At 38.0% G+C, this 18,673-nt stretch carries 9 protein-coding genes and 1 pseudogene; 5 read left to right on the top strand and 5 right to left on the bottom strand.

Translation table 11 applies throughout. The features are described from left to right. Positions 1-48: 48 nt before the first annotated feature. The 3 genes and pseudogenes from IPM14_03190 to IPM14_03200 all read left to right on the top strand — a co-directional run bounded on the left by IPM14_03190 (position 49) and on the right by IPM14_03200 (position 7,396). A complete protein-coding gene (locus tag IPM14_03190) occupies positions 49-5,145 on the top strand; it encodes a hypothetical protein (protein ID MBK9097123.1) in 5,097 nt (1,698 codons plus the stop codon). Then, positions 5,142-6,398 (top strand): annotated as a pseudogene (locus IPM14_03195) (hypothetical protein). The gene IPM14_03190 and the pseudogene IPM14_03195 overlap by 4 nt, the downstream one beginning before the upstream one ends. Then, positions 6,395-7,396, top strand: a complete 1,002-nt coding sequence (locus tag IPM14_03200; GenBank protein MBK9097124.1) for a hypothetical protein — start codon at positions 6,395-6,397, stop codon at positions 7,394-7,396. Before IPM14_03195 ends, IPM14_03200 begins: the two are co-directional and overlap by 4 nt. Before the next feature lie 32 nt (positions 7,397-7,428). Here IPM14_03200 and IPM14_03205 read toward each other — a convergent pair whose 3' ends face one another. The 3 genes from IPM14_03205 to IPM14_03215 are packed head-to-tail and all read right to left on the bottom strand — an operon-like array spanning position 7,429 to position 10,627. After that, positions 7,429-8,559, bottom strand: coding sequence for a sodium ion-translocating decarboxylase subunit beta (locus IPM14_03205; protein ID MBK9097125.1), 1,131 nt, complete (start codon positions 8,557-8,559; stop codon positions 7,429-7,431). A gap of 5 nt (positions 8,560-8,564) precedes the next feature. Then, positions 8,565-10,415 (bottom strand): biotin attachment protein, encoded by a 1,851-nt coding sequence (locus IPM14_03210; GenBank protein MBK9097126.1) that lies wholly within the window; start codon positions 10,413-10,415, stop codon positions 8,565-8,567. Further along, the gene (locus IPM14_03215) at positions 10,412-10,627 is read right to left on the bottom strand and encodes a hypothetical protein (protein ID MBK9097127.1); all 216 of its coding nucleotides are present in this window, start codon (positions 10,625-10,627) and stop codon (positions 10,412-10,414) included. Before IPM14_03215 ends, IPM14_03210 begins: the two co-directional genes overlap by 4 nt. 202 nt (positions 10,628-10,829) lie before the next feature. Here IPM14_03215 and IPM14_03220 point away from each other — a divergent pair, with 202 nt between their 5' ends. Together IPM14_03220 and IPM14_03225 are read left to right on the top strand one after the other, a co-directional pair. Beyond that, a complete protein-coding gene (locus IPM14_03220; GenBank protein ID MBK9097128.1) occupies positions 10,830-12,512 on the top strand; it encodes a proline--tRNA ligase in 1,683 nt (560 codons plus the stop codon). Positions 12,513-12,626: 114 nt separating this feature from the next. Further along, positions 12,627-13,514 carry a hypothetical protein gene (locus IPM14_03225; protein MBK9097129.1) on the top strand — a complete coding sequence of 296 codons (888 nt, stop codon included), beginning with the start codon at positions 12,627-12,629 and terminating at the stop codon, positions 13,512-13,514. Between the two features lie 205 nt (positions 13,515-13,719). Here the strand turns inward: IPM14_03225 and IPM14_03230 are convergent, their stop codons facing one another. Beyond that, the gene (locus IPM14_03230) at positions 13,720-15,705 is read right to left on the bottom strand and encodes an oligopeptide transporter, OPT family (GenBank protein MBK9097130.1); all 1,986 of its coding nucleotides are present in this window, start codon (positions 15,703-15,705) and stop codon (positions 13,720-13,722) included. An 11-nt stretch (positions 15,706-15,716) separates the two neighbouring features. Then, on the bottom strand, positions 15,717-18,536 hold the full coding sequence (locus tag IPM14_03235; protein MBK9097131.1) for a S8 family serine peptidase: 2,820 nt from the start codon (positions 18,534-18,536) through the stop codon (positions 15,717-15,719). Positions 18,537-18,673 lie beyond the last annotated feature (137 nt).

Below are 18,673 nucleotides of genomic sequence, written 5' to 3' on the forward strand. Positions count from 1 at the left end.
GAATGTAATTAAAGCTTCTTTAATTTATTTTCTGAAAAAGCCATGGGGATGGCAAATGAAAATAAGTTCACTCAAAACTCACCGGCTGAAGCTTCTTCCATAGATTCAACCCTTAATGCACTGCTATACAAATTACAAAATCTACCCAAGCAAGTTTCCGAGATTCTTCCGGAATGCAGTCAGATAAAAAAATATTTATCATCATCAAATGAACAGATCGATCCTGAAAAGTTTAGAAATATTATTTCTTTCATTGATATCAACACCGATGATATTAAAGCGGAACTCTTTTCTTTATTAGAAGAAGGTATTCCAAAATTACCCGAACCATGGAGTATTATAGAAGAGCTTTTATCTGGTAAAGATGAACAATCGGTATTCAAAACTCTTGACTTGGTAAAGACACTTGCAGAGAAAAAGCAAATGAATGTTAACTCCGAAATGATTAACTATTTCGCTGAAAAACTTGGGACAGAAAATTCTGTTTTTAACACTGCGCAAGCACTTGAAAAAGTATCATCGATCATCAGTTCAGGAACTGATAAATCTCACAAATCTTATAATGAAATAATTCTAGATTTTTATCTTGGGAACAACGAAAGAAAAATCCGCGTTCTGGCTGCAAAACTGTTAGACTTAAATAATGCAACAGCAGACGAAAAAATCATAGAAAAATTATTCGACAAAAAAAGTGCAGAAGTACTCTCACCTTATCTCAACTATACACGCTCGACACATCTTGATTTACTTTATTTAATACCTGTCATAGGAAAACCAGCACCTATTATTGATTCACTTAAAGAATGTGAAAAAATATGCGGAGAGTATTTACTTCGGGAAGTGATATCAAAGATAGGCTGGAAGAATTTAAACTATGGACTTTCAGCACAGCTTTATGTTGGTATCACGATCGGGGAATCACTTCCGCTTTTTGTTACGAACTGTGAAGCCAGACTATTTGAAAGTTCGGTTGATGCAAAACGAGTCTCCGAATTTTATCTTTTCACTGCTCATGGTGGATTGCCGCTTGAATCAGGCACATCCGGTGAAGATAACAAATCTGTTGCACTTTTTCGTTCATATAATTTAGTACACGCTAATCTGCTTCAGGAAATCCTTGATGTAGCTCCTCTCACCGTGCAAAAAGTTAAGCATATCCTTGAACAAATGGATAGAATAGTAAGTGATTTTGTAAAATTGTTCAGTTCATATTCAGAGGAATGCACGATTCTTCCGGAAGTGTACGGACAAATACAATCTAAAGTGATAAATGAATTATCAAAGAATGATTCTGACTTGCATCTATCAGCAGACGCGACACGGCTTGTTCAGATGTTTGAAGATCCGCATTCTTTGGGTGAAGTTCATACGCTTCACGGATTAAAAAGATATCTGCATCAAAGAGGACTTCAATTAGGATTTAAACTTGTCGATCAATCCAGGTCTCCCAACCAGAGCATAAATCTGATTTTGACAACGAACAGCAGAGTGTTGACAGTTGTCAGGAATATTAATTTTGCAAACTTTGAAGCAATTGAGGATGAAGGATTATCGTTCACAAAAATCCCATATCCCATCAGTGTTGTAATCGAAGCTTTTAAAAGGCAGATGCTTCACGGACTGGATAAATTTCCCACTGTGAATATTTTTTGTTACGGAAACGAAGTTCATTACTTCGTCTGGTTCAGAAATCATCCCGTCTTCATCAGAATTGATTATTCGCCTCCTTTGCAGGGCGGAATGATTGATCTGCAATATTTCGGCGTGAGTAATTATGAAATTGCTGATCATCCGAACATCTACCTTGACGCAATAAGATATTTATTTCAACATCTGGAGTTTGATGTTAAACTTGACGGCACTCATATTCATGCAAGATACGACAAAGAACGTGCACTTGATTTAAATCAGCTTTGCGGAAGAGTTGATTATCTTTTTTGTCTCTCTCCATATTTAATGGATCTTGATTGGGTTATCGGCTCTTTAAATCTTCCTTCTGACGCAAAGAAAAAAGTTGCAGCTGCATGGGCAGAGTTATTTAAGCAATGGGCAGTATTGCCATTTGATAAACTTATTACAAAGGACCGGCTAGGCATTGTGCAGGATATTTTAGTTACTACAGAAGGCGAACAGGAATTGATTTGGACAGGTGACGGAGATTATAAGGATAGATTTTCAGTTAATGTGGAACCTGAATTTTATCAAAATATATACAAGTCTGTGAATAATCTTGGATTAAGAATTCCAAAATTTTCCGAGACAAATTTTAGCTTACCCGGCCAAATTTATTGGGAAGAGCGTTTGCTCAACCATTTGAGAACAGCTGTTACGGAGGGTGAACTAATTGAAACTAGAGCAGGGTTTGAACGAGTATCGCCGGAATTATTTTCGAAAATTCACGAGGCGGATTGGTTTGCGGAGATAATCAATAAGGGAGAAAAAGAATTAGAATCTTCAATCGCTCTAGCCAAAGTAATAATACCATTCGAACAAACTTTAAAATTTCAGACTACTGGATTATTGGAAAGTTTTAAAGTGCAATCTGCAATTCTTCCGATGGTGGGGAATTCTCTGAAACTTTTTGTTCTTCGCGATAATAAAGGAATAATCCGTTCAGGTTTTTTTGTAACAGAAAACTCAATTCATCAGAAAAGGATAAATACTAATGTAGCCTGGCAAACAAATGTAAAGCTATCGCCAATTGAATTTATGTCTCTGCTTAGAGCGAATAACTATACCGTCACAGGATCTGAATCTGCAATTGAATTTCTTGAAGAGGAAGTAAAGAAATTTTATGATGAATTAAATATGCCGCATAAATATTCTGCAGGGATTCGTACAACAGGTGAAAAAATTGTTGCCGGTCTCCGGGCATCGCCCGGCAGAGCCGCCGGAAGAGTAATTCTGGGTTCAGAAGGGAGACATCCTGAAGATTTTGATGAACATATATTTGTAGCCGCTTCTGTCTCTCCCGATGAAAATACAATTCTCTATCACTCAGCCGGTATAGTTGCAACCGGAGGAGGTATATTAAGTCATGCCGGACTGATAGCAACTCAGTTCAATAAACCTGCAATTATTATTTCCGGGAATTGGAAACAGGGCATTGATGGTTCTATGATCCTTGTTTATCAAACTACTGAGTATCAAGTCGAACATAAAGTTCGCAACAATTTGAATCTCTCACTTTATTACGATTTGCATGACGTCGAATATCAAATGCAGGATGGTGATCTGGTTGTTCTCGATGCAAACCAGGGAGTACTGCAGGTTCTTGGACAGGAACGGGATACAATAGCTTTATTTGAAGAGTTGAAATCTCTTGGTAAAACAAATGAAGAAATTTCTAAAGTAACTGATGTGAAAGAGCTTCTGATTTTACGCGGAAAGAAACTCCACACACGGCATCAGATTGAAAAACTTCTCAGAAAGATTTCAGAACCGGTTCTCGCAAGGTATGTTGTGGAAGAAATTCTTGTTGGAAATTTTCTTGATGGAAATAAAAGTTCGCCGGATGAAAAAGCTTACCTACTGAAATTAATTTTATCGAATGAAAAAACCAGTAGTCTTGCAGAAGGATATATCTTACAAACGGTTAATGAAATAGAAAATAAGTTTCTGCTCTCGTATTCTAAAGCTGAACAGATCATTCCGTTTGCAAAACATCCTTTTGAAATTGTAATGCCAAGATTGGAAGCATTTGAGATATTCAAAATGATGAAAAGTGTAATAGCAGCCGTTGGTTCAAACGTCTTACAGGAAATTAAGATTCCTGAAAGTTTAATTGATAAAATTGATGAAATAAGTATTTCCCGATTGAAGGTGATTCGGGAAAGTATTTTTAATGAAATAGAAAATCTATCCCGACATTCGGAGAAAAAAGAATTTCTCAGACATCTGTTCAGACAAATAAAAAGGATTGATTTACTGCTTGATACATCTCCTCAAAAGAAAGAGCATATTGCACAGCTTGAAAAAAGATTTGAGATCAGGGATAAAATTTTAAGTGAACAATTATCGGATAAATTTATAATCAAACCTGCAGAAGGAGCGCTAGAATTGTCGTCGGGCATTGGTTGGAAAGCAGCTAACCTTGCGGAGCTTGAAGCTGTTGGAGGAAAAGGAAGAGTCCCTCCGTGGTTTGCTGTTACTGATAAAGCATTTCAAACAGTTCTTGATAAGCCATTGAATGAAAGTATTTCTGTTTCAGGAGAAAATCTGATTAAAGGTATATCTCTGCGGGAAGCAATAAATAAAATTATTTTATTATCTGACATCAGTAATAGAGAAAAATCTCTGCACATAAAAAATTTATGGGCTAGTGTATCGCTGCCGGAAGAAATCAACTTTAAAGTAATAGAAGCTTACCGTGAAATAGAAAAAGAATTTCTTACAAACTCAGTTGGGGTAAACGATTCTAAATTTTATGTTGCAATTCGTTCCTCTTCCTGTGAAGAAGATGCCGAGATTGCTGCTCGCGCAGGTGAATTTGAAACTTACTTGTTCATTACAGGGGAAGATTTTCTTATTGAATATTTAAAACGTACGTGGAGCGGTTTGTGGACTGAAAGAGCAATTCATAATCGATCAATTTTTGGTCATCAGAATGTTCCTGCATCTGGCGGAGTAATTGTTCAGCGAATTATTTGGTCGCGCGTTTCAGGTGTGCTTCAAACCATTAATGTTCCTAAAAAAGATTTGAGGGAAATTGTAATCAATGCGGGACTCGGTCTGGGTGAAGGTGTAGTTTCAGGAGCTGTTGCTGCAGATCAGATAATTGTTTCAAAAGAAGGCAATCTTGAAAAAGGTCCCCTGAAGTTTAACTATATAACTTCCGATAAAATGCATCAGTTTGTGTTCAACAAAAGAGCAGGATATGGAACCGTGATTTCCCCGACACTTTATCATCAGAGATTTCGTCCCGCATTGGAATATGTTGAATTGTGTGAACTTGTTGCTATGGCCTCAAAACTTGAATCTGCTTATGGCTATCCACTCGACATTGAATTTGGAATTGAAGGTACTAAGTTGTGGATTTTGCAAGTAAGACCGGTTGCAACCTTTTTACCGGCATTTAGAGAGACATTAAATAATTATCCTTTATCACTAAAGAGTAATAAATCTGCTCAGGAGAATATAAAATGATAAAGCGTGAAGAGTCATTGAAGTATCATACATCAGGTCGGAAAGGCAAAATTGAAATTCATCCGACGAAAGCTTGTTTAACTCCGCGTGAAATGCGTTTATGCTATCTGCCAGGTGCTTCATTTCCTTCCTCGGAAATTATTAAAGATAGCGCAAATGTTTTTCAATATACCTCAAAAGGAAATCTTGTCGGGGTAATTACGAATGGCTCTGCGGTTCCCGGACTGGGTGATGTTGGTCCTCTTGCTGCAAAACCAATGCAGGAAGGAATCGCAAGTATTTTTAAACGTCTTGCTGATATCGATGTATTCGATTTAGAACTCGATACAAAAAATCCCGAGCAATTTATAGAAACAGTAAAAGTTCTTGAACCAACATTCGGTGGAATTAATCTTAAAGATATCAAAGCACCTGAAGGTTTAGAAATTTATGAACGATTATGTGACAGTTTGAGCATTCCTGTCTTTCACGAGAACCTGCACGGTACTGCAGTTGTTGCAATTGCTGCTTTACTTAATGCTCTTGACCTGGTAGATAAAAAAATAGAGGCAATCCGGATTGTTCTTTGCGGTGCAGGAACAGTCGGCATTGGTTGTGCAAGATTGCTTCTTCAACTTGGAGTTAAATCAGAAAATTTATTAATGTATGATGTGAACGGACTTCTCCATCCGGATCGAAATGATCTGTCAAACTATCAACAGCCATTTGTAGTTAAAAATTCAGCGATGACTTTTGATAAAGGACTTGAAGGAGCGGATGTTTTTATCGGTGCTTCAGTTGGTGGAATACTCAAGCTTGAAATGATACGAAAGATGAACAGATTCCCGATAGTATTTGCTCTCGCGACTCCAGATCCTGAAATTGAATATGAAGCAGCTAAAAGCAGCAGACACGATGTAATTGTTGCTACCAGTTCTGCAAGATCACCAAATTCAATTCTTGATCTTTTAAGTTTTCCATATATATTCAGAGGGGCATTGGATGTTCAGGCTACACGAATTACCGATGGAATGCTGCTTGCAGCAGCACGTGCTCTGGCTGATCTTGCTCGTGATGAGGTAGTTGAAGAAGTTGAACGTGCTTATGGTTTTGAACATTTCAGTTTTGGTCCGGAATATTTACTCCCAAAACCAATTGATCCAAGAATATTTGTAAGAGAATCAACTGCAGTAGCTTTGCAGGCTATAAAGGATAACGTAGCAAAGACGAAAATTAAAAGTGAGGATTATCAGGAAAGTCTAACTGTCCGATTAGGTACGGGCCGGGACACAATGCGCAGATTGATTCTCAGAGCCCGTCAGGAAAATTCCGCGTTGTTTTTCCGGAAGGTACTAACGAAACTATTTTACGTTCTTGCAGTGTTCTGCTTGATGAAGGGATTGCAAAACCCATTCTTCTTGGTTCAGAAGATGAAATTGGAAAAGCAATTGACAGGCTTGGTCTTGAACTGCGCGGAGTCCAGATTATTGATCCAAATCATAGTCTCCGATTTAATACTTATGTAGATGAATATTTCCAGATGCGGCACAGGAGAGGTGTGATTCGTGCAAATGCAATAGATAAAGTTCGACATAAGGATTATTTTGCCGCTATGATGGTTCACTGCGGAGATGCCGATATGATGTTCGCAGGTCTTTCAACACATTATGTTGATACTTTAAGAATCTTTTTAGAAGTGATTGGACCCGAACCGGGTATAAAAAGAATTTCCAGTTACTATCTTGTTTTACTGCCAAAAGATGTCGTGATACTGGCTGATTGTGTTGTTAATATTGATCCTTCCGCAGACGAACTTGCAGAGATTGCACTGCTGTCGGCAAGGACAAGTCGTGCACTCGGAATAGAACCCATCGTTGGTATGCTGTCATATTCAAACTTTGGCAGCGTAGATAATCCTTCAGTCAAAAAAGTTAGAATTGCCACAGATATTGTCAAGAAAAAGTCCCCTGATTTAATTATTGATGGTGAAATGCAGCTTGCTACTGCACGTGATGAAGTAATCAGACAGGATTATTTTCCTTTCACAAAGCTAAGATCAAACGCAAATGTTTTAATTTTTCCTGATCTGCAATCTGCTAACTTAACGATGCAGTCATTGCAATATATGGGCGAGGCAGTCACTGTCGGACCTGTTTTGATGGGAACTAGATTACCGGTGCATCTTCTTCAGTACAGATCTACGGTTGAGGAAATAGTAAACCTGGTAACAGTTGCAGTAGTTCAGGCTTCTGAAATAAAAAAGAGCAGATAGAAATTATTTTGCGTCGCTTATAGATAGTCGAATCAGCTTAGCAAAGCAAGAAATACTCCGGCAGCGACAGCAGTTCCAATTACACCAGCTACATTAGGTCCCATTGCCGGCATTAGCGGATTTACTTTGCCGTTTGTATGCTTCGATACAAAATCCTGAACAACTCTTGCTGCCATTGGAACGGCTGAAACACCTGCGGCACCTATGCACGGATTTATTTTCTTTATCTCAGGCAGAAAGAGATTAAAAAGTTTAGCCAACAGAATTCCTCCGGCAGTACTGAATATAAAAGCGATTGCACCGAGAGCGAAAATCATTAATACTTCAGGACTCAAAAAAGTCTTACCGCTCATTGTTGCGCCAACCGCTGTTGCCAGAAATATCGTCACAATATCTATCAATGCACCGCCAGCTGTTTTTCTTAATCTTTCAGTTACACCACTTTCTCTTATCAGGTTTCCAAACATTAACATACCAATTAAAGGTGCACTAGACGGAATTGCTAGAGTTGCGATACCTCCGGATAAAATTGGAAAAATTTTTACAGCGGTTTCCGATACCGGTTTTACCTGGCGCATATCGATTTCTCTTTCCTTCTGAGTAGTGAGTAATCTCAGCACAGGCGGTTGAATTATCGGAACAAGAGACATATAACTATAGGAAGCAAGTGCAACAGGACCGAGAAGATGTGGTGCAAGTTTGGACGCAAGATAAATTGTCGTAGGACCGTCGGCACCGCCAATGATTCCGATACTTGCTGCTTCTTGTGGAGTGAACCCGAATAAATAGACGGATCCGATGGCTGCAACAAATACTCCCAATTGTGCGGCTGCACCCAAAAGGAAGGTGAATGGTCTGCTTAAAAGCGGTCTGAAGTCAGTGAGAACTCCAATACCAAGAAAAATTACCGGAGGTAAAAGTTCAGTTTCAACTCCACGACTGTAAATTAAAACGATAATGCCTTCATCGTAGGAGCCCATTTTTGCAAGAGGAAAATTTGCCAGTACAATTCCAAAAGCTATGGGAATCAGAAGCAGAGGTTCGTATCCTTTTTTAATTGCCAGATAAATGAGTAAACCTGAGATTGCAAACATAAACCAATTTTCCCAGCTTACGTTTGCAAAACCGGAGTCAAGCAGTAGTTTCGTTAGATCATCTACCATATTTTTTAATTTAATATGATTATTGGAGTTGAAGAATTTATTTCATCGCCAATTTTTACATTCACTTTTGAAACAATTCCATTGATTTGAGATTTAATATGGTGCTTTGCTTTCATAGCTTCAACATATGCAACCGTCTGTCCTTGTGTAACTGCATCACCTTCATGGACAAGGATATCAACTACCTGAACAATTCCCTCAAAAGGATGAAATATGGGAGTGCTTTTTACTGTTTCCGAATCAAGAACAGTTTGAGCCATAATTACTTTTCCAACTAATGTTGAAGCGGTTTGTATCGGTTCTGAAGTAACGATGAAAGTTCTTGTTTTACCATTCTCATCAACCGTACATTTTGTCCTGACCGGACCAGCAGAGATAGTCTCCACAACAGCTTCTTTTGATTTCTCTTCTTTTTTTGGTTCTTCTTTTTTCTTTAGTGGAATATCAATTTTTCCTTGGCCCATAAGAAGTCTGATGCCTTCATTTAACTCCATCTTCTTTCCAGGAACCATAGAAGCTAGCACAATAAAAATATTTTCATCAGTTATTGGAAGATTTCTCTCTTCGAGAGCTTTCTTTGCCGGTTCAATATTTTTTGGTGCAGCTTCCAAAGGATCACCTGTGAATACAGGTTTATTCAGCTGCTCGGAAGCTTTCTTTACAACTTCAGGATCAGGTGGTAGTGGTGTTTTACCGAAGTAACCAAGTACAGCTTTTCCATATCCGTCATCAATTTTTTCCCAACGGCCATACATCACATTGTTAAATGCCTGCAGCCAGTATTGCTGGCTCCCCGGAGTTACACTTGTCCACGCTCCGCCTGCTTCAACTACAACTGGAAATTCGGCAAGCACTTCACTGTATTTATGAAGTATTCCGGCTTTAACCATCATATGTACATTCGGACCAATTGCACCGCCAGGCATCGGAAATCCCAATACTCTTGCATCTGCAGTTGTTGTAGTTGGATTGAAGTCGTACTCTTTTAATCCCTCATCTAAAAGATTTTCGATCTCATCCATCTTAGCAATATTAATATCAAGAGAGTAACCTGTACCTTTTAATCCATGAGCCAGAGAGCGAACATCCGGCTGGACTGTTCCACTTGCCATCGGTCTAACTGAAAGATCGACTCCATTTACACCTGCATCAATTCCTGCCATGTAACAGGCAACTGCTGTACTTGCTGTGTCATGAGTATGCAGCCATAGTGGCATTTCAGGAGGCATTATTTTTTTTAAACCTATTACAGTGTCATAGATCGTTTTAGGATCAGTAGTGCCGCTTGCATCCTTCAAACAGATGCTGTCTATCTTCATCCCGCTCTCAAGAAGTCTTTTACCAATGTTGATATAAAAATCAGCTGTGTGCACTATGTCAGATTTGAATGGTAATCCCATCAATGCAATCGCAACCTGGTGATGCATTCCGGCATCAACAATAGGTTTTCCGGTTTTAATCAGGTTGTCAACATCATTCATGTAATCAAAATTTCTATCCCACGTTGTTCCGTGCTTCTTCATCAATTTTGCCTGGAGATCCAATCCTTCGATAGATTGATTTGTAAGTGTAACTCCTGAAACCGATCTCGTTAAAATTTGTAGATCAACATCAGGACCAACTGCATCCCTCATAGCCTGCATTGTATCAAACGGATGTTCACCCAAATAAAAAAGCGGTGCCTGGAATCGGGCGCCTCCTCCAAATTCAAAGTGTCTGATACCTGCTTCAACGGAAGCTTTCATTGCCGGCAGGTAATCATTCAACCTTACTTTGCCCCCAAATGAACTCTGAAGTCCATCTCTGAATGGTGTGAACATTACTCTGATTTTTTTTTGTTTTTCAGTGAATATCATTTTTGCTCCTCAATTTTTGTAATTCGTAAGTGAGGATAAGATTTGCTGTAATGATCGGTAATAGCATTCATCACTGCTGAATCATCAGCATCCATTGTTTCCGCAGCAAAGAATAAAATTAATAGACGAATTGAAAGTGAAAGGATACCAAGCACGAAGAAGACAATAGCAATTGCTATGAGACAATCAAGTAAGAAGTTCGAAGTTTCCACTAGCTATGTGAGAACAATTCAACAAACTTAAATTTTACATTTTCAACTTAACTTAATAAATCCTTAAAAGAAAGAATTATTAGTGTTAACAAGAATTGTTCCTGTGATCATTGAGCGATGATATTTTGTTCAGTGGAGATAAAATCCTTATTTTAAGCCCCGTTTTTGCTATTTATATAAAATTATTCCAAAAAAGTTTTTTATGAAATTAAGTAAATATTTTGTTCCTACTTTAAAAGAAGTTCCTACCGATGCAACTGTTACAAGCCATATTCTGATGCTTCGTGCAGGGATGATCAGAATGCTCTCTGCTGGAATTTATTCTTTTCTTCCACTTGGTTACAGAGTTGTAAGAAAAATTTCGCAAATAATAAGAGAAGAGATGGACGCAATCGGTGGACAGGAATTTCATCTTCCGGCACTCAATCCAAAAGAGATCTGGGAAGAAACAGGTAGAGTTGAAGCATTTGGTGATATTCTTTTTCATGTTAAAAACAGAGAATACGTTCTAGCACCGACTCACGAAGAAATTATAACTTACCATGCACGCAATGTTGTAAAATCATACAAAGATATGCCTCAGATATGGTATCAGATTCAAACCAAATTCAGGAACGAGCCACGACCAAGAAGCGGAGTTATTCGTGGGCGACAATTTTTAATGAAAGATGCATACACACTTGATGTTTCTTATGAAGCTCTTGATGTTGCGTATGGATTGCACGATAAAGCGTACAGAAAAATATTTGACAGATGCGGATTAAAATATTTTGTCGTTGGTGCTTCAAGCGGTGCAATGGGCGGAACAGGTTCTGAAGAATTTATGGTTAAATCTGAGGCAGGTGAAGATACAGTTGCATACTGTTCATCTTGTGGATACGCAGCGAATGTTGAAGTTGCCGAATCCAGGGTCGATATTATTGCAAGAGAAAACGAAAGTAAATCTGTTTACGAAATATCGACTCCAAATGTAAAATCAATTGATGAACTTTGTGAATTTTTAAAAATAGACGAATCAGTGTGTGCTAAATCCAGAGTTTATATTAATGATGGAAAAGAAATTTTGATTCTGATGCAGGGCAATGATGAAGTAAATGAATCGAAGCTCACAAAAGTGCTCGGAGGAAACGTCCGTCCGGCACATCCGGAAGAGTTGATGGAAATAACCGGTGCTGATGCTGGATCAATTGGACCAATTGGATTTAAAGGAAGAATTATTGCAGATTTAAAATTAAAAGATCGGAACAATCTTTTCAGCGGCGCAAATAAAAATGATTATCATATCGGTGGAATTGATGTGAGCAGAGACGTACCGACTCTCGAGTATGCTGATCTAAGAATTGTTCAATCCGGAGAAGGTTGTCCCAACTGTGACAACAAGCTTGAAGTGTTTACTGCTATTGAGCTTGGACACATTTTCAAGCTCGGAACAAAATATTCTGAAGCACTAAAGGCGTTGTATCTTGATGAAAAGGGAGAAGAGCGTCCGATTGTAATGGGAAGTTATGGAATAGGTGTTGAAAGAATTATGGCTTGTTATGTCGAGCAAAACCACGATGATAAAGGAATAATCTGGGATAAAGCTCTCGCACCATTCGATATTCATCTCATTGCATTGAATGTGAAGAATGAAAATGTGGTGTCAACCGCGGAAAAAATTTACAATGAATTAAGAAATGCCGGATATGAAGTTTTATTTGATGATCGTGATGCTGCAGCAGGATTTAAATTTAATGACGCCGATTTACTTGGTATGCCTGTTCAGATCGTAATTGGCGAGAAGAAAATAAAAGATGGCAAGTGTGAAATGAAAATCAGGCGAAGTGGTGAAAGATTTGATGTTGAGTTGAGAGAGGTTGATAAAAAGATTTCAGAGATTTTTTAAAACCATACCTGTTCTTAATACTTTCACTTATCAAGAAAACAGAAAATCATGTGACAACTTATCCCTAAGTTGTCAGTGGTTTTTGCAAACATTACTGTAATTATTGAAGTTACTATGCTTAAAAATTGGACAGAAGAAGAAGTAAAATATTTAAAGAAGCATTATAAAATTCGGGGTGCTAAATATGTTGCCAATAAATTAGAAAGAACTCGTAGTTCAGTAGTAACAAAAGCGGTTAAACTAAAACTTGGCAATAATGACCGACGTCGGTGGGAAAAGTGGGAGGATAGTTATCTTCGCAGGCATTATATTGATAGAAAAATTGAATCTTTGTCGAAAATTTTAAAGAGATCCAGATCTGCAATTCTTGCCCGTGCTTACATTCTGAAATTGACGGAGTCCAATTTTGTAAAGTGGACGGAAGAAGAAAAAAGCAAACTGCGTCAATTGTATCCTGACAGACAATATACGATCGACCAAATAGCAGAAATGCTAAACAGACCACGATATGGAATACTGCAGCAAGCTTACACTCTAAAACTAAACAGACCACGCCCCCAGCATGAGTGGACAAAGGATGAGATCAATTATCTCTCTGAAAACTACTTAACAAAAAGTGCAGGTGAGATGGCAAAAGATCTTGGTATGACCGTAAGTGCTGTAACACATAAAATTGGCAGATTAAATTTAAGGGTGAGAGAGAAAGGTCGTGTGTGGAGTGAAGAAGAAAAAGAATATATTCGGCAAAATTATAAGAAAATCCCGACTAAAGATTTAGCTCAAAGGTTGAACAGAACCGTAAACTCAATTATAACAATAGTCGGCAAACTTGGTGTTAGTGCTTCCCGTCCGCGTCCATGGACTCAGGAAGAAAAAGATTTTATTATTAAAAATTATACACATCTTTCAATTGATGAAATATCTACAGCACTTAATAGAAGTAGAAGTGCAATTGTTGCCATTGCATCAAAACTAAAACTAACTAATAAAAAAAGCACGTAATAATTTTTAGATTAAATACCCAAAGCTTCAGGCTAATCAAATTGCTTTAAAACTCAATCAAAAGAAAGAATCTGTCATTGTAACGATAGTGAAGCAGGAATTATCTAGCTGAGAATAATACGTATCCAAAAAGGAATCAAGTCAACAGCCTGATAATAAAAAAAGACGCATCGTTGATGCGTCTTTTTTTTTACTAAAAAACATTTTATTCCGTATCCGGCTTTCCTCTCAAAGAATCCCAGATCATATAAACGCAAAGAAGTGCGAACATTACTATACCAATTAGTTCCGCAGCATGAGATTCTGCCCATTCATAGTTAACCCAGTTCAATCCCTGCCATCTGAGTATTGCACTTATTACTCCCATCAAAGCTCCGCCGGCAATAAATCCTGATGCAATTAATGTTCCTCTTTCTCTTCTTGCATTGTTAATTTTTTCATCTTTGCTTCTTGTAGAAACAAAGTGGGCAATTAATCCACCAACTAAGAGAGGTGTGTTAAGTTCAAGAGGAATATACATTCCGAGTGCAAAAGCAAGTGCAGGAACTTTAATCATCGTAAGTACTAAAGCGAGAATTGCACCAACAATGTAAAGTGTCCACGGCGCTGGCTGTTGATCCATCAACGGTTGAATTACCGCCGCCATTGCATTTGCTTGTGGTGCAACTAAAGCACCATCACCAACAAATCCGTAAGTTTCATTAAGAATCATAATTACAAAACCGACGGTCAAAGCAGAAACAAGGACTCCAAGAAATTTCCATCTTTCCTGTTTGATTGGAGATGAACCGAGCCAGTAACCAATTTTTAGATCCGTAATAAAACCGCCTGCCATTGAGAGTGCTGTGCACACGACACCACCGATTACAAGCGCAGCAATCATTCCTGAACTTCCTTTTAAGCCAACGGAGGTGAGAATAATTGAAGAAAGAATTAATGTCATCAAAGTCATCCCGCTAACAGGGTTTGTTCCGACGATTGCAATTGCGTTTGCAGCTACAGTCGTAAATAAGAACGATATAACCAGAACGATCAGTAATCCTGCTAATGCCCAGCCGATATCATAAACTACTCCCATATAAAAGAAAACAAGAAGAAGAATCGCTGTGAGAACAATTCCAATCACAATAATCTTCATCGGAAGATCTCGCTGAGTTCTGAGTTGAGTGTTGTTGACGTGCTTCTTCTCAAAAATTTCTTTGAAACCAAGAGAGATAGCATCTCGGATAATTTTGGATGAACGAATAATTCCGATTATTCCTGCCATTGCAATACCGCCGATACCAACGTGACGAACATACTGCCTGAAGATTTCTTCTGCACTCATTGCGGAAATTAATTTTGTAGCTCCTGTACCGAATGTTTCAGTCAATCCTGCGCCAATGTATGAAATTACAGGGATCAGTAAATACCAGGAAACAAAAGAACCTGCAGCTATTATTGCAGCGTACTTTAAACCAACAATGTAACCAAGTCCCATAACTGCAGCACCGAGATTCAAACGGAAGACAAGTTTGAATTTATCGGCAAGCATTTCACCAAATCCAAATACTCTGGTAGTGAATACTTCACTCCACCAGCCGAATGTTGCGATAATGAAATCGTAGATTCCGCCAATCAATCCGCTTACGACTAAAACCAATGCTTGCTTACCGCCTTTTTCACCGGCAACTAATATCTCAGTTGTAGCTGTTGCTTCAGGGAATGGGAATTGTCCGTGCATTTCAGCAACAAAATATTTTCTGAATGGAATCAGAAAAAGTATTCCCAGAACTCCGCCGAATGCAGATGCTAAAAATATCTGGTAAAAGTGAGCTTCAAGATTCAATATGTAAAGAGCAGGAATTGTGAAAATCGCTCCCGCAACAATCAATCCTGAGTTCTGACCAATTGATTGAATAATCACATTTTGCCCAAGCGGACTTTTAATTTTCATCAGCGTTGAAACACCAACCGCAATAATTGCAATCGGAATTGCTGCTTCAAACACCTGTCCTATTTTCAAGCCAAGATAAGCCGCTGCCGCAGAGAAAAGAACAGCCATAAGCAAACCCATAACTACTGAGTATGCGGTAATTTCCTGCGGAGTTGTACTTGCCGGCATTAATGGTTTATACTCTTCGCCGGGCTTTAACTCTTTGTAAGCATTTTCCGGAAGACCTTTAATTGCTCCAGATGTATGTTCACTCATAATGTTTCCTCTTAGAATTTGAATTTAATTGGAAGTTCATATTCTGATTCCTTTGTTGCTGCTGATTCAAAAATTATTGTGCCCACTGGTTGTGAATTTTCAGGGAAGAATTCAGCCGGCATTGTATAATTAATCTGCAGCTGTTTTGGTAAAGAAGGATATAAAACAATCGCTGATTTTTTATCACTCGTTACATCAAAGTTGTATTCAGTTTTGAAAGTAGTTACTTCTGTAATATTAATATTAGCCGAACTTGATCCAAGCGCAAACCCGGGAACAATCTCTAAAACATATTCTGTTGAATCTTCATCAGATGTATTATTTATACTAATACTGCCTTTACTGTAACTCAATGCATCAGATTCCACAAAATAACCGTCGGTGTCGCAAATCAATAGAGCCATATCTGTAAACTTGCTGTAGTCAGTCTTTGTCATTACAATCTTGAATTCTTTTGAAGCTTCGCCTTTTCTTAAAACAAACGGCATTCTGAATTTTTCGCTTCCACTAATAGTAATTTCATGGCCTATTTCATAACCATCTAATTTTCCCATTAAATTATAGGTGGATGGTGAACCGAAATAATTCACGACTTCAATTTGATTATCATCTGCAGTTATGATCTTGTTTTCAAGTCTGTTGATTCCATAAAACTGAATTGAAAGGTCATATGTAGAAATATTCTTTGCAAGAAAAACGCCTTCAACCACAACTTCATAAACACCGGGCTCGAGATTACAATATGTTCCTTCTACTTCACTTTTACTTTCGAGCGTATGTACTTGAGCAGAAACATCTATTCCAATTCCATCAGGAGTGAATAAATCGTATCTGACTCTTGCATAATCTTTTCCTGATGCAGAAAGTTTAATGTTCATTGCAGTTTGTCCTGCTGGCAATTCAATAAAATATCTTTTAAACAAACCCTGTTCAACCTTTTCACCCGTCCAGCTTTTACCATAATTATCTTCAAAGCTGAATCTGTACGGCATAACAACTGTGGCCTGCATTTCAAATTCCGGAAAACCTGATTTATCATCACGGAAAGCAGTAAGTCTTCCCGTGTACAAACCTGGTTCCTGCATTTTTGCAAGATCAAATTTTACATTTACAAAAGTTGATTGATTATTTCTGATGTAAGTTTTTTTCTGAATTGGAATCAACCATTCACTATCACTTTCAATCTTGAATGATCTGTAGAATTTTTCACCTTCCCGAAATCCATTTCTGGTGACTGAGAAAGTGAACGTGTCTTCATTTTTTAGATATGAACCATTTCTTATATAAAGATTTGGAGCTTTTCCAGATGGTGCATTTGGTGCCAAAGATGAGATTGTATAAGATTCAAATTTCTTTACCTCACCATCCTCAATGTATTTTTTTAATTGATTGTATGCGTTGATTACGTTAATGTAACCGTGACCCTGATCGAGGTTACTATAGCCATCCATTTTAACCGCACCTTCCCGAACAGCTTTGAACAATAGCTGCGATGGAATTTTTACGTCAGGATATTCTTGTGAAACGGCACTAAGTAACAGCGACATAACTCCTGCAGAATATGGAGCTGCCATACTTGTTCCCCAGAATCTATCCCAACCTGTCCAGTTTGGCACTGTCGAAGTATTGGCACCGGGTGAGCAAACATCCGGCTTTCGTACTTCACCACCTCTTGATGAAAAATAAAGAATGATATCTTTATTTAAAGTCGCTCCGTAAAGATCTTCACCAACATCTTTTGTTAAAACTGCACCCGATGAAAAGATTGAGTGGGATGCAGATGGTAATCCAACCGTTGAAATACCAGGACCTTCATTTCCGCTTCCAACACAAATGTAAAGGTACGGATTTTCTTTTGTGAGATTATCAATAAACTTTTCAATATCTGCCTGTCCTTCTAATTCTGATCCGATACCGAAACTCATATTAACTATCACAGGCACTTTCATTTCTTTGGATACTTTATCAGCATAAAGGTAAGCATTCTTCATACTTTCAGTAACTGTGCAGCCGCCCGAATAAAGATTATTACCAAGTTTCATACTCATCATTTGTGCACCGGGAGCTATTCCGTTAAAATCAATTCCGCCGATTTGATTTCCACCTGCGATTCCTGCAACATGAGTTCCGTGTGAACCATCATCAAAATGGAATGAGACAATTTTTTCTTCAGGCAGAACATTTAATCCCATTGTTAGCGGAGGAAGATCACCTGGAAATTCAAATGAAAATGCATCTTGTTTCTCTTTGTAATTTCTTAATGGCTTATCATCGCTGATATCTCCATTGCCATTCAGATCAGCATATACAATCCAGTCTGCCGTTGCGGATTCAGTTCCTTCGGTCGTTTCAAAAACTACCATACCAAAAACATCTTCTAGATCACCATCTCCGTTTAAATCACCGGCACCTGATCCGGAATTCTTCAATATCTCTTCTGCAAAACCACCGATGTAGTAAACATTATCTTTTGGTGAATATTGTAAAGCTGATGATGCAGTTACTGAAAGTTCTTCATATTTAAATATTGTTTTACCTTCTTCAGTCTCAACATCAGCCTCGTAATAATTAACATCACCCTGGTGAGTGAAGTCCTGAACATCAATGAACTTTACTTCGCCGGTTGAAGTTTTTGTTAGTCCATCCACACCAATATCAACACCAGTATCGAGAATTATTATTATTGTTCCTCTGCCATCATATTCAGGGTGAAGGCTTATAAATTCTTCAACACCTGTGTCTTTTAATTCAAGGAAAGTCTGGCCGATTTCCTGTGTGTAAATCGGGAAAGCTGTAAATAATAACAGCATAATTATATTAATTGTTTTCATGTAAATCTCTGTTTATGAAATGAATAAAGTTAAGAGTTGACAAATACTTCAATCTTTTAAAAATATTTTTGATGTGATTTTTGAAAATTCTGCATGAAGCATATAACAAACTTAATAAAGTTGTTAGAATTAACCTT

Source organism: bacterium (genome assembly GCA_016716565.1).
In the GTDB taxonomy this organism is placed as follows: domain Bacteria; phylum Bacteroidota; class Ignavibacteria; order Ignavibacteriales; family Ignavibacteriaceae; genus IGN2.

What these genes read in the sequence shown, in the direction of transcription:
- IPM14_03210 (MBK9097126.1), bottom strand. Translation starts at nt 10,415, where the DNA reads ATGATATTCACTGAAAAACAAAAAAAAATCAGAGTAATGTTCACACCA.
- IPM14_03220 (MBK9097128.1), top strand. Translation starts at nt 10,830, where the DNA reads ATGAAATTAAGTAAATATTTTGTTCCTACTTTAAAAGAAGTTCCTACC.
- IPM14_03225 (MBK9097129.1), top strand. Translation starts at nt 12,627, where the DNA reads ATGCTTAAAAATTGGACAGAAGAAGAAGTAAAATATTTAAAGAAGCAT.
- IPM14_03235 (MBK9097131.1), bottom strand. Translation starts at nt 18,536, where the DNA reads ATGAAAACAATTAATATAATTATGCTGTTATTATTTACAGCTTTCCCG.
- IPM14_03230 (MBK9097130.1), bottom strand. Translation starts at nt 15,705, where the DNA reads ATGAGTGAACATACATCTGGAGCAATTAAAGGTCTTCCGGAAAATGCT.
- IPM14_03190 (MBK9097123.1), top strand. Translation starts at nt 49, where the DNA reads ATGGCAAATGAAAATAAGTTCACTCAAAACTCACCGGCTGAAGCTTCT.
- IPM14_03205 (MBK9097125.1), bottom strand. Translation starts at nt 8,559, where the DNA reads ATGGTAGATGATCTAACGAAACTACTGCTTGACTCCGGTTTTGCAAAC.